The following is a 13,107-nucleotide window of genomic DNA, read 5'->3' as shown; positions in this document are numbered from 1 at the left end:
CCAGTGCCACTTCCCAAGATCGCGATCATCGGTTCTTGCGTCACCCGCGAAGCGTTCATCACGCGCAACAATCCGCACTACAAGGAGGTTTACGACCTCGGACCCCTGGCGTGGCAAACGGGTCTCGTCAGCTTCCTGGCACCGCCGGTGCCGGCTCGGTTAGCTGAGGCGATCGTGCCAGGCGAGAACGTCAACGAGCACGGTGCTCGGACCATGGCACGGGACTTGGCAAAGGTCGACCGCACCGAGATCGAAGACTTCAAGCCGGACTACCTCCTCTTCGACCTGTACTCCGACGTCCGGTACGGCATCGCCCGGTTCGGTGATTCCGCGATCACGAACAATCCGAACAGCTTCCGGAAGACGGACTTCTTCACACGGGGCGATGGCTTCGAGACGCTCCACATGGCCAAAGCAAGTCGTGAGTACCTGCCGCTCCTCGAAGACGCGGTCGATCGTCTCGTCGATTGGCAGCGTGCAGTGCTGCCGAACACGACGCTGGTACTGAACTGCTTTCGGTACAGCTCGTACTACCGGACCAGCACCGGAGACCTCAACTTCGTCAAGTACCGAGGCGATGACAAGCGCGACGACCTGTACCGCCGTCTGCTCCTGGAAAACGATCGGTACGACCGGCTCTACCGCTCGATCCTCGCGCGGCACACGCTGAAGACGATCGACAACCGCGAACGCTCGTACCACGCAGACGGCGCACACCCCTTCGGCACCGCTCCGTGGCACTTCGGGCGCCCGTTCTTCCAGGACTTCCTCGCCGACTTCGACCGTATGGTGCTCACCGACTCCTTGAGCGGCTCGATGGCACTTTCCGATGCCGAAGTCGAACCGGTCACGGTGTCCGCGCGGCGCCGCTGGTTCAGCGCACGAGCCTCCTGAGGAGCGCGCGCGCACGCTGGACGACACGGACGGGGCGACTGGCTGGGACCAGCCTGTCGACGAGGAATCGCCACCCGTCATAGCGATCCGCGAGCGGTTGCAGTTGCGTGCCGTGTTCCACTGGAGGAAGCGGCATACGCGCGGTCACCACCGGGAGGTCGATCGAGATGTGGTCGAGCATCACCCGAAGGGTGACTCTGTGCCGGCCGGCACGGATCGCTCGCGCGTCCAGTGCCGAGTGCCAGCGATTCCCCTCGACGGCGACACCGAACGTCGACTGGTGGCCTGTCGAGTCCGTCAGGACGAGGCTGCAGCGCGGAAGTGACGGCAGCGCACTCGGGAGGGGTCCAGCGACGGACATGACGTTCGTGGTCGGCTTCGCGTCGTCGATCACCAGGGGAGCAACATGCCGCACCGCTGACACGACCCGCAACAGGGTGTGGTCGCCGCTCCGGAGCGCGGCGGCCACCGCGTCCAACAATTCGGAGCCGGCAGACTCTTCGCGGAGGTACGGCGCGAACGCCACCACTGCTCGCCGAAGGACCTCGTCCTCCGCATGCTCTGCACGGTTCGCCAAGAGGACGAGAGGACCTTCGCTCAGTGCCGACCATCCATCGATCGCGAAGGCAGCGTCTGTGCCGCCGGACACGATGATGTCGATGACCTCGCGCCACGCATCGACGAGGTCGTCCGTGATCGTCGCGTCACGGTCAGCCTCGGCCACAGCTTCGGCGAGACGGACGGCGACGCCGGTTCGCCCAGTGATCATGAGCAACCAGAGCGCCGCTCGATCCATCCGGAGCAAGCCACTCTCCAGCGAGTACAGCGCGGCCAAGAGTGTGCGCACCTTGTCACCGACTGCAGTGACGTCGCCGCGGGACGGACTGGACCGAAGGAACCCCTCCAAATGCACGAAGCCGTCCGCGTTGAGGACGATCAGCGAATGCTGGCGTCGCACAGCAGCACTGCTCGTGGCCAGCATCCGCGCTACCGCGATCTCTTGATCGAGGTAGCTCGAGATCCCGACAAGACTTGATGCCCGCGCGGTCATGGATGATCGGCCAGGCCGCTCCCGGTACAGGTACGAGACTTCCGGGACCATCACGATGCGGCGGGCGGCGACGGCCGCTTTGACCATCGGAACGATGTCGTTGGATCGAGCAACCTCTGGGAAGCGGATGCGGTGCGCCCGGAAGAAGTCTGCGCGGAACACTCGATTCCAACAAGCACGGTTGGCGAGGATCGCTGGCATCGTCTCAACGTCCACCACCGCGTGTTGCCCGACGTCGTACCAGGTCCTCATCGGCTCCCACGTAGCGCCGGAGCTGAACTTGAGGTGCCTGCCAATCGCGACTTCGGCGTCCGCCGCCCGGGCGGCCTCGATGAGCGCGCGGTACGCCCCGTCCGGCACCAAGTCATCGGCATCCGCGAACGCGAGGAACTCGCCCGATGCAAGGTCGGTACCCGTGTTGCGCGCGGACGCTCCGCCGGCGGTCTCGGCGCGCACCGCTCGAACTCGCGGATCGTGCTCGGCGACGAGGGCGGCGATCGCGTACGTCTCATCGGTCGAGTGATCGTCGATCACGATCACTTCGAGATCGACGTCCTGTCGGAGGATGCAGTCGAGCTGCTCAGCGATCCAAGGAGCGACGTTGTGCGCGGGTACCACCACGGACATCTCGACCATCAGGCACTCCGGCTGCATCGACGAACAACCGAGACCAGTGTGTGGAGCCCGCGACGGCGCGCGACCGGAGTCCTGAAGCACATCGTCCGGTCCCGAGCCAACAGGAACTCGACGACCACCTGGTCGATCGATCCTCTGGTCGAGGGCAGCGAATTGCGTCCCGGCTTGATCGTTCCGTCGAAGATGAGCTCCGGACGGCCTCGGTGCTCGGTCCACACTCGACCGCGGCAGTCTCGAGAGAGCCCGACGAACTCGACGAGGAGGGCGCCACGGGTTCGTGCCGCGGACACTCGCAGGCGCCTGTGAGCGCGGAGGAAAGCGACGTCGTCGACATCGCCGGTGCGCAGCGCGGCAACCACGGTCTGCTCGTGCTGGTCAAGCCCGTCCACGTCGAAAGCGTCGAAGAAGTCGACCACCACCGACGGAGGCACCGGCAGTTCTTCCCCGCGTTGCGCCGCATCGACAGCCGGCCTGAACAGCCGCTCGCGCCACAGGGCCGAACTGATCGACCGGTCGTTCCCGTCCCGTTCCAACAGCGGCAGCAGGAGTTCCCACTCCTGTACGACACGGGAGCTCGGGCCGTCGAAAGCATCGACGAAGCGCGCCGCGAGATCGGCTTCGCCGGCGTGCAGCAGACAGTAGGCGGTGCAGGGATACGCGCTCAGCTCCGAGAACACCTCCGAGGGAACCCAATCGGCGAGCCAACGGACCTGATCGACGAGCAGACGCTTGTCCGATTCGGAGAGATTCGCGACACGGCGCACTCGCGACCACGCTTCGCGCCGCACCATACGCTTCCCGAGCAGAGCCAAGGCTTCCTCCGCTTCGGCTGCCCGGTACGTCTCGACGGCGGCGCGGGTCTGAACGGTCCAGTCACGGAAGTCCTCCCCGCGAGCGATTCCGGCGGTGACAGACCGATCGTGGCGTCGGTGACGGTACACGACCTCGGGTGTCACATCGATGACGGCCCGGACGACCACCTGTGACCACCAAGAAACGTCCTCGCAGGTCGTACCGACCGGGAAGACGACACCGGTCCTTCGCAGCCAGGCGGCGTCGAAGACCTTGTTCCACGGCGTGTGATCGAACGCGAGTTCGGCCGCGTCTCGCAGCGTGAGGTGGCGACCGCGTGTTGCCCAGAGCTCGCTGTCGAGTGTCCAGTACACCGTCGACGGGCCGTTTTCAACGAACTGCTCGGCCCGCCCACTGACGATTTGCGCATCGGAATCGCGGAGGATGCCGAGCATGTGCTCGTACGCATGCGACGGGATCAGATCGTCAGCATCAGCGAAGGCAACGTACGTGCCGGTGGCGGCGATAAGCCCAACGTTACGCGCATGCCCGGCCCCCCGACGGATCTCCTGTGGCAACACTCTGACCCGAGGATCGTGACGGAATCGAGCGTTCAGTGCGTCCACTTCAGCGTCCGCCAGCCCGTCCAGGACGAGGACGATCTCGAGGTTCGAGTACGTCTGGCCCAGCAGACCTCGCAACGCCGCTTCGAAGTCGGTGTCCACTCGACCGACTGGCACGACGACAGAGATCTTCGGGGGCGGTACTTTCACGCGTTGTTCTCCACGAGTTGTCCGGTTGCGGGTTGCACGATCTGCGACGAGCCGCCCTCGACTTCGCCCTAAACTATCGCAGCACGAACCATCGCAGCATGCTCCTCGCAACGACAGGGAACCGATCTACTCCATGGCATCAGCCACCCCGCTCATCTCCGTGGTCGTCGCAGCACACGACGTGGCGCGGTACCTCCCGACGCTGCTCGGATCGTTTGATGCGCAGACCGTTCAGCCTACCGAGCTGCAGTACGTTTTCGTGGACGACGGCTCGACCGACGAGACGGCTGCCCTGCTCGAACGCTGGGTCGGGGGCTTCGCAGGTGAGGCTCTGCTGGTGCGTCAGGAGCACGGCTGGATCGCTGCCGCCCGCAACGCCGGCCTCGAGCACGCGACGGGTGAATGGGTCACCTTCGTCGATGCCGACGACGAACTCGACCCTCGCTACTTCGAAGAGGTCAAGAAGTTCATCGGTCTTCATGCTTCTGACGAGGTCGCTCTCTTGGCGGCTCACGTACTCCTGCTCGACGACGACGGCAACGTCAAGGACGAGCACCCGTCACGGAAGCGGTTCGAGAAGGGCTCACGCATCACCGACATGCGGCTGGATCCCATCGTGCAGATGGGCGTCAACGCCGCTTTCATGCGACGGGACCTCATCGAAGCGTCGAGCCTCCGTTTCGACGGGCGCGTGCGTCCCACGTTCGAAGACGCGCACTTCGTCGGCCGGTACCTCCTGCAGAACGGGCTGCACAGGATCGGTTTGATGGCGTCTGCGAAGTACCGGTACCGGCAACGTGGCGACGGCACCTCGACCATACAGACCAGCTACGAGGACCGTCGAAAGTACTCGGACGTCCTCCGACACGGCCACCTCGGGCTGCTCAACGAGGCCGCGTCACGCGGTGCGGTAGACAGATGGGTCGCCAACACCGTGCTGTACGACCTCGTCGGGTACTTCCGACGGGAGCGCGCGATCCGTTCACCGTCTGCCCTTGCGCCGACTGAGGTCTTCGACGAGTTCCACTCGTTGGCGCGAGACGTCCTCGCGCGGGTCGGCACCGAGGCCGTCCGCTCATTCGACCTCCTGCCCGTCGAGTTCGCGGTCCGGCGAGCGATGCTCGTGGGGTACCTCGACGAACCGGACCTCCCGGCGACGGTCATCCTCGCGGCCGTCGATGAGGCGCACCAACTCGTCCAGCTGCAGTACTGGTTCACGAAGGACGTTCCCGACGAGCACATCACGGTGGACGGACACATGGCGTCCCCGGTGTTCGAAACCGTCCAGGACTTCGTCTTCTACGGTCGACCGCTCGTACGGAGGCGCATCCTCTGGATTCCACGCGGCCACGTCACCGAGATGCACGTCGCGGGTCGCCAGGTCGTGTTCGCGCGAGGCGAGGTACCGAACCACTACGCGACCCTCACTCGTCGCCAACTGGACCCGCAGATCCTCCAGCAGCGACGGCGACTCATCGATCCGAATGAGATCGAACTCAGCAACAAACAGTACGTGTGGCGAGCGTTGCGGAAGTGGGCGGCGGACACGCGGGTCTCCTTCTCGAAGGTCGGGGTACGCAACAAGGTCGCACCGGCACTCGCAAGGACCCGGCGCGCACGCGAGCGGTTCCGAGATGCATGGGTCTTCATCGATCGTGACACCGATGCGAACGACAACGCTGAACACGCATACCGGTGGGTGCAACGGAACCGTCCGGACATCAACGCGTTCTTCGTGCTCAACCGGGACTCGAAGGACTGGGATCGGCTCGCTCGCGAAGGCTTCCGGATGGTCGCATTCCGCTCGGTCGAGTGGATGCAACTGATGCTGCATGCCAAGCACGTCGCTTCGTCCCACATCGCGGACTTCGTGACCAAGCCGCTCTCGACGCGCGTCTTCGGCCAGCCGCGTTTCCGGTTCACCTTCCTCCAGCACGGCGTCATCAACTACGACTTGTCGCGATGGCTGAACTCGAAGCGGCCGGACCTCTTCGTCGTGTCGACGCCGCAGGAGAAGGCGGCCATCGCGGGCTGGGGTCAGTGGATCTTCTCAGAACACGAAGTCGTCTTGACCGGCCTCCCTCGCTTTGACGCCCTCCTCGAGAAGCGCCGGCAGAAAGCAAAGGAAGAGCGTGATCTGATCCTCGTCATGCCGACGTGGCGCCACTACCTCGTCGGCGCCCAGGTCGCCGGCTCAGGCGCTTGGGAGCGCGACGATCGCTTCATGGAGAGCAAGTTCGCCAAGGAGTACACGGCGCTGATGAGTTCTCCGGCCCTCCGCGAACTCGCGGCGAGTACCGGGAAGCAATTGGCGCTGATGCCGCACCCGCTTCTGCGACCGTACCTCTCCGATTTCGACTTGCCGTCCGATGTCCTCGTGCTCGACTTCGCGACGAACGGGATCCAGGACGTCCTCTCGCGCACGGCGGCGTTCGTCACCGACTTCTCGTCACTCGCTTTCGATGCTGCCTTCATCGGCGTGCCCGTGGTGTACTTCCACTTCGACATGAAGGAGTTCTTCGGCGGGTCGCACAGCGGCCGGCGGGGGTACTTCGACTACGACCGTGACGGGTTCGGGGAGATCACCGGCTCGGTGACCGAGGTGGAGGAGGCAGTGGCGCGGATCGCGTCCCTCGACTACGAACCCTCCGCCACGTTCCGCGACCGTGCATCGGGCACTTTCGTCACCCGTGACGGCCGCAATACCGAGCGTGTCATCGCGGCGATGGAGTGGTTGGAGGGCGGCCCGAGGCACGTCGAACCGAAGGCAACAGACGAGCGTGAAGCTCAGTCGAAGTCTTCGGTCAGTTCCCAGTAGTCGGAGCGCTCGACCGTCGAGGCATCGGGCTTGTAGAACGGGGGCTTCAACGAGAGGTGCGGCCGCTCCCATGCGATGTCTTTCCTGACAACTTTTGCGGGCGTGCCGACGGCGATGCAGTTGTTCGGCACCCGGCCGGTCAGGATCGAGCCGGTGCCGATCACTGAACCCCGACCGATGACGGATCCACCGAGGAGGGTGACTCCCAGGGCCAGCCAGACATGATCGCCGACGTCGATCGACCGCGAGATGTTGACGCGCTCCCCGCTTCGAACGTCGAAAATGGGGTGCGCATCGTCGGCGCGGATCTGCACCGATGACGCGATCATCACGTCGTCGCCGATACGGACTGACGTGCCTTCCGTCGCGGAGATGACGCAGTTGGCCGTCGTTGAGGTGTTCGCGCCCACAGAAACCGTGGAATCCTGCCCGATACGCACGTTGGCCTCGAACGACGGCGCCCCTGCGTTCGGCCCGATCTCGAACAGACCGTTGTCACAGTCCATGTTCAGCACGAGCCGGCCGAGCCGGGCCCGCCCGTGCACTCTCACCACGTTGTTCGCTCCGCGGAACGTGATTCTCACGTTCTTCCGGATCGGGCCGTCGTACTCGATCCGGTTGCCATGTTCATCCGAGTAGGGACTGAGCTCGTCGAGAACTGTCTGCACCCGGCAAGCCTATGGCCCCCAACCCCGGGGTCAGACAGTCGCCTCGTACGCCGAGATGACGTCCTTCGCGTCTCCGACCATCTTCATCTCGCCCTCGTTGAGCCAGGCCACCTGATCGCACATGTCCTTGACGGTACCCATGGAATGGGAGACGAGGATGACCGTGCGCCCTTCCTTCTTCATCTCCCGGAACTTCGTCTGGCAGCGCTTACGGAACGTCGCGTCCCCGACTGCCAGCACCTCGTCCACGACCAGGATGTCCGGCGTCACCGCGACGGCCACGGAGAACCCGAGCCGCACGTACATGCCCGACGAGTAGTTCTTCACGGGCTGGTCGATGAAGTGGCCGACGCCCGAGAACGACACGATCTCGTCGAACTTCCGCGCGACCTCCTTGCGGCTCATCCCGAGGATCGACCCGTTGAGGAAGACGTTCTCGCGCCCGGACAGCTCCGGGTGGAAGCCGGACCCCACCTCGAGCAGCGACGCCTGCTTGCCGCGGGCGGTGATGGCGCCCTCCTCGGGCCACAGGATCTTGGCGAGGCACTTGAGGAGCGTGGACTTGCCCGACCCGTTCTTGCCGATGAGGCCGAAGGTCGTGCCGTGCGGCACCTCGAACGAGACGTCCTTGAGGGCCCAGAAGTCCTCGTGCACGGACTTCTTCCCGCGCATCACCATGCTCTTCAGCGAGTCGTTCCGCTCGTGGTACATGCGGAACCGCTTGGAGACGTGTTCGACGGACACTGCAGCATCGGTCACAGGAGTTCAGCCAGCTTCTTCTCGTTGCGGGAGAACACGAAGTAGCCGAGTGCGAGCGATGCGAAGCCTGCGATGGCGCACGCGACCAGGTCGGTCCAGTTCGGGAGGCGGTTGTCGTACATGAGGTTGCGGAAGACCTCGGAGAACCGCTCGATGGGGTTGAGCTTGTAGACGTGGATGATCCACGGGTGCCCGGCCTTGTTCGCGGCGTTCTCCACGAGCTGCAGCGGGTAGATGATCGGCGAAAGGTACATCCACATCTGCAGGGCGATGCCGACGAGGTGCTGCATGTCGCGGAAGTGCACGTTGACGATCGACAGGATCAGCCCGAGGCCGGCCGCGAACATCGCGAGGAACACCATCGTCAGCGCGATGAGCGGGATGAAGAGCCAGAACTTCGAGCCGGCGATCGCGAGCGCGATGAGCAGGACGCCCATCTCGACGACCCAGGTGAACCCGAAGGACCCGACGGCCGCGAGCGGCAGCGTCATCCGCGGGAAGTACACCTTCTTGATCAGCGACCCGTTCGACACGATCGAGGTCATGCCGGAGTTGATGACGTTCCTGGCGAAGATCCACGGCAGCAGACCGCACATGAGCCAGAGCGGGTAGATGTTCAGCCCGCTCGGGTCGCCGACCTCGAGCCTCGCCCGGAAGATGAACGAGTAGACGATGGTGTAGATGAGCATCGTCGCGAGCGGGTTGATGAGCGACCACAGCTGGCCGAAGACGGTGCGGCGGTACTTGCCCTTCACCTCTCGCGCCGTGAGGTTCGCCAAGAGTTCCCGTGACGACACGAGCTCGTTCAGGTACGACATGCTGCGGGCGGAGGCTCCTCCGGGGCGCGCGCGAGCACGCTCCTGATCGGTAGGGTGACGAGACATTCTCGCACAGGGTCGACTACAACCTGGATGCCGCGCCTGCAAGACCACTCATGTGACTGCATGAAGAACCCTCGGTGAACGCGTAGGCTGTCACGGTGCTCATCAGCTTCGTCAACCACTCGACGGCGCCTGTGAGCCTCGGGGGCGCGGAGCGGAGCCTGCTCAGGTTCGTCGAGGACTGGCAGGCAGCGGACCCGTCGATGTGTCCCACCTTCGTCACGAAGGCACCCCGCGGGAAGTTCACCGCGGCGCTCGACGAGCGCGGTTGGCAGTACACCGCCCTCCGGTATCGCGGTTGGGCCCTCCCGAGCCCCCAACCCGCGCCGGCTGCTGAACGCGCCGCATTCGCCACGGTCGACTACGCCGCCGTGAACGCGATCATCCGCCTGTACGAGCGTGAGCGTCCCGACCTCGTCGTGACGAACACGCTCGTCGCCCCGTGGGCGTCGTTCGCCGCAGCCGTGCTCGGGATCCCGCAGGCATGGTTCGTCCGCGAGTACGGCGACCTCGACCACGGCCTGCAGTTCCAGACCGGGCGCGCAGGCGTCCTCGGTGACATCGGCCTGATGGCGGGTGCCGTCGTCACGAACTCCGAGGCGATGCGCACGCACCTCGCCCAGTACATCCCCGCCGAGAAGCTCTCAGTTGCCTACCCGACGGTCGACACCGAGCGATTGCTCGCCACACGCTCGGACTCCCCCGCCGTCGCGCCGTTCCCGCAGGCCGACCCCGGGCTCCGGATCACGGTCGTCGGGCGGGTCGAGGAGTCGAAGGGCCAGCACCGGGTCGTCGACGCGCTCGGCCAGCTGCGCGAGCGCGGCACCGCGGCGAGCGTCTGCTTCGTCGGTGGGTGGAAGCACCCCGGCGAGGACCAGCGCCTGACCGACCGCGCCCGCGCGCTCGGCGTCGCTGACCGCGTGGTCTTCGCCGGCGAGCAGGCCGCGCCCGCGCCGTTCATCGAGGCAGCCGACGTCTGCGTCACGCCGTCGACCATCGAGGCGTTCGGTCGCACGACGGCCGAGTACATGACGCTCGGCAAGCCCGTGGTCGCCACGCGCACCGGCGGCAGCGCCGAGCTCATCGAACCGGGCGTCACCGGCGAGCTCGTCGACGCCGACGACACGACGGCGCTCGCGGACGCACTGGCGGCCTACGCCGCGGACCCCGACTCGGCCAGGAGGCACGGTGCGGCTGCGCGGGAGCGGCTCACGTCGGTCCTCGGTGCCGGCCACGACAACGCTGCAGCGATCGCGCGCCTGACCGCGCTGGTCGGCACGGACGGCTACCGGCTCCCCCAGGCAGCGCGCTACTGGTTCGAGTTGCCGGGCGCGTACGCGTCGCTCGGCGCGACGAGTGCCCGCGCCGCCGTCGGCCTCCTCGCGGACCGCGTCCGGACCCGGAGCGGTGCGGTCGGCCGCGTCCTCGCGCGCCCGGGCGCCGTGGTCCGGAAGCTGGTCCGCCGATGAGCGCGGCACGGCGGCCGGTGACCATCGTCGTCCCGGTCTACGACGACCTGCCGGGGCTCGAGCGCTGCATCGAGGCGCTGCTCGAGACCGTCGACTTCAGCGTCGACCGGGTGCTCCTCGCGAACGACGTCGGCCCCCGCGTCGACACGATCGAGGCCCGCATCCTGGAGCTCGTCGGCGACCACCCCGGCTTCGAGTACACCCGCAACGCGCGCAACCTCGGCTTCGTCGGGAACTGCAACCGTGCCGTGCTCGAACTCGACCAGACCGGCAACGACGTCCTGCTGCTCAACAGCGACACCGTGCCGCTGCCCGGCTTCCTCGACGAGATGACGGCCGTGCTCCAGGAGGACGACTCGATCGGCGTGGTGTGCGCGCGGAGCGACAACGCGACGATCGCCTCCTACCCGTACGCTCGGCGGAACCCGCGCGCGAACCTCGCACCACGCCGCACCCGTGAGCTGCACGGCCGGACGAAGTACCTGCTGCCGCAGTACACGGTCTCCCCTGTCGCGATGGGCTTCTGCTTCCTCATCCGCCGCGAGATGATCGACCGCTTCGGCCTGTTCGACGACGCGTTCTCGCCGGGCTACGGCGAGGAGAACGACTTCTGCCTCCGCATCAACGAGCACGGATTCCAGTCCGTGCTCGCGAACCGGGCCCTCGTCCTGCACACCGGGTCGACGAGCTTCAGCGGTGACCGTGGCCCGTCGCTCCGCCTCGAGCACGAGCGGATCCTGCTCGAGCGGTACCCGTTCTACGCCGGCGCCGTCGCCCTGTTCCTCGCGCGGTACCGGGACGCGGTCGACGTCTTCGCGGACGCGTTCCTGCCGGACGACGACGTCGTGCGGGTCGCTGTGCACCTGCCCGAGGCCCTCACCACCTCCGTCATCGGTCGTGCGCGGGAGATCCTCGGGGCGGTGCCGGACGACGTCATCGTGACGCTGATCGTCGCGAAGACGCAGCTCCGGACCGCTCGCCAGGCGTTCCCCCGAGCGGCGATCGCCGTCGGCGGACGCCCTCGACAGATCTTCGACGTCGCCGTAGCGCTCGGCGCCCTCACGACGTTCGGGCAGCTCTCGGCGCTCAACGCGAACGCCCCTCGGTGGATCCTGGTCGACCCGGTGTCGCAGGACGTCCGCTGGGCGCACGCCGTGTCGAACCACCGTGCGTCCGCCATCGACCGCATCCTCGGCCGCTTCGAGAACCGCAGCACGAGCTGGACGAGCGGCGCGGACCTCGTCGACCTCGTCCGCACCACCGCGGCGACGGAGATCGACGCGACTGCGCTGCGGGCGCGCTGGCACGCGGTCTCCGACATCGCCGAGGCGACGGGCCTCCTCGTGCACCGCGCGACGGTGTCGATCCGCCGACTGACGGCGCTCACCTTCGGAGCCCGCAACCCGCGCATCGCGCAGCGGTTGCGCGGCATCATCGGCCGCAGCGCCTGACGTCGACCGACAGCACTGCGCGACCCGTCGCCGGCCTGGAGGCGCGTGGCGGACCCGCACCGCGCCTCCAGTCCGATGGCCGGTCCCGTCCGCACTGATCGAGCGGCCCAGCACGGTCAGGTGAGCGCGCCGACCACCCGACGGTGGTGCGCCGCAGCAGCCGCGTCCCACGCGCCGAGCAGGTGGAGCGTCGCGATGCGGAACGCGAGGGCGCGGACGAGCAGTTGTGGCCACTCGGCCGCGCCGCGGCCGAGTGCGCGCATGCGCGCCGTCGGCACGCCGTGCCAGCACACGGCGTCGACGACGGCGACGGCCTCCCCGAACGCCGCTGGTCGCCAGTAGGGCGGCCAGTCGATGACGGCGGGTGGCCGACCGGACGCGAACAGGACGTTGCCGAGCAGGTCACCGTGCACGAGCTGCGACGGCAGGTCGACGGGGCGGAACGCTTGAGCGAGCCGGTCGAGCGTCGGGTCGGCCGGGAGCGGCCACTCGCCCCAGGCCATCCGGTCGGCGCGCGACCAAGCGTTGTCGGCGCGCTCGGGAGCGGAGTCGTCGAGGAAGGACGGCCGCTCGAGGTGCGCGACCGCGCAGTGGAAGGCGCTTCCGGCCTCGAGGACCTCTTCGATGCAGGTGGGATCGGTACGGGCGTCGAGGTACTCCCACGCCTCCCAGCCGCCGCACCGCCACCCGCCGTCGACCGTCGCGACCGGGCGGGGTGTGCGGAACGCCGGGGTGTGCGGGAGCGTCACGAGGACCTCCGCACGCCAGTCGGTCACCGCGGCACCGTCGTCCGGTCGGAGCACGACGTCGCCCGCACGCCAGGTCAACCCGCGGCCACCGTCCAGCCGGACGGGCGGCACACCGGCCACCCCGAAGGCGCGGAGGACCGCGGCGTCGGGGTGGTCGGGCGGCACG

At 66.9% G+C, this 13,107-nt stretch carries 10 protein-coding genes; 4 read left to right on the top strand and 6 right to left on the bottom strand.

Annotation, left to right across the window (positions count from 1 at the left end; genetic code table 11):
* Positions 1-3 precede the first annotated feature (3 nt).
* Positions 4-894: a DUF6270 domain-containing protein gene (locus tag ABC270_RS08885; protein ID WP_412880452.1), complete on the top strand. Its 891-nt coding sequence runs from the start codon at positions 4-6 to the stop codon at positions 892-894.
* Here ABC270_RS08885 and ABC270_RS08880 read toward each other — a convergent pair.
* Together ABC270_RS08880 and ABC270_RS08875 are read right to left on the bottom strand one after the other, a co-directional pair.
* On the bottom strand, positions 875-2,581 hold the full coding sequence (locus tag ABC270_RS08880) for a glycosyltransferase family 2 protein (protein WP_412880451.1): 1,707 nt from the start codon (positions 2,579-2,581) through the stop codon (positions 875-877). The genes ABC270_RS08885 and ABC270_RS08880 overlap by 20 nt on opposite strands.
* The gene (locus tag ABC270_RS08875; RefSeq protein ID WP_412880450.1) at positions 2,581-4,146 is read right to left on the bottom strand and encodes a glycosyltransferase; all 1,566 of its coding nucleotides are present in this window, start codon (positions 4,144-4,146) and stop codon (positions 2,581-2,583) included. The genes ABC270_RS08880 and ABC270_RS08875 overlap by 1 nt, the downstream gene beginning before the upstream one ends.
* A 133-nt stretch (positions 4,147-4,279) precedes the next feature.
* Here ABC270_RS08875 and ABC270_RS08870 point away from each other — a divergent pair, with 133 nt between their 5' ends.
* Positions 4,280-6,964 carry a bifunctional glycosyltransferase/CDP-glycerol:glycerophosphate glycerophosphotransferase gene (locus ABC270_RS08870; protein ID WP_412880449.1) on the top strand — a complete coding sequence of 895 codons (2,685 nt, stop codon included), beginning with the start codon at positions 4,280-4,282 and terminating at the stop codon, positions 6,962-6,964.
* Here ABC270_RS08870 and ABC270_RS08865 read toward each other — a convergent pair.
* From ABC270_RS08865 to ABC270_RS08855, 3 genes are read right to left on the bottom strand one after another with little or no spacing between them, the layout of a single operon-like run.
* Positions 6,934-7,632, bottom strand: coding sequence for an acyltransferase (locus tag ABC270_RS08865; RefSeq protein WP_412880448.1), 699 nt, complete (start codon positions 7,630-7,632; stop codon positions 6,934-6,936). The genes ABC270_RS08870 and ABC270_RS08865 overlap by 31 nt on opposite strands.
* Before the next feature lie 30 nt (positions 7,633-7,662).
* Positions 7,663-8,376 (bottom strand): ABC transporter ATP-binding protein, encoded by a 714-nt coding sequence (locus ABC270_RS08860; RefSeq protein WP_412880447.1) that lies wholly within the window; start codon positions 8,374-8,376, stop codon positions 7,663-7,665.
* Positions 8,377-8,387: 11 nt separating this feature from the next.
* A complete protein-coding gene (locus ABC270_RS08855) occupies positions 8,388-9,209 on the bottom strand; it encodes an ABC transporter permease (RefSeq protein WP_412880446.1) in 822 nt (273 codons plus the stop codon).
* A gap of 161 nt (positions 9,210-9,370) precedes the next feature.
* Here ABC270_RS08855 and ABC270_RS08850 point away from each other — a divergent pair, with 161 nt between their 5' ends.
* Together ABC270_RS08850 and ABC270_RS08845 are read left to right on the top strand one after the other, a co-directional pair.
* Positions 9,371-10,741: a glycosyltransferase gene (locus tag ABC270_RS08850; protein WP_412880445.1), complete on the top strand. Its 1,371-nt coding sequence runs from the start codon at positions 9,371-9,373 to the stop codon at positions 10,739-10,741.
* Positions 10,738-12,192: a glycosyltransferase family 2 protein gene (locus ABC270_RS08845; protein WP_412880444.1), complete on the top strand. Its 1,455-nt coding sequence runs from the start codon at positions 10,738-10,740 to the stop codon at positions 12,190-12,192. Before ABC270_RS08850 ends, ABC270_RS08845 begins: the two co-directional genes overlap by 4 nt.
* Positions 12,193-12,308: 116 nt before the next feature.
* On the opposite strand, the gene ABC270_RS08840 is transcribed toward ABC270_RS08845, so the two are convergent.
* Positions 12,309-13,106 (bottom strand): hypothetical protein, encoded by a 798-nt coding sequence (locus tag ABC270_RS08840; RefSeq protein ID WP_412880443.1) that lies wholly within the window; start codon positions 13,104-13,106, stop codon positions 12,309-12,311.
* Between the last annotated feature and the right edge of the window lies 1 nt (position 13,107).

It is taken from the genome of Curtobacterium phoenicis, assembly GCF_047238015.1.
GTDB lineage: Bacteria > Actinomycetota > Actinomycetes > Actinomycetales > Microbacteriaceae > Curtobacterium.
Note: the sequence above shows the minus strand (reverse complement) of the source record. Positions and strands in the feature narration are given on the sequence as shown.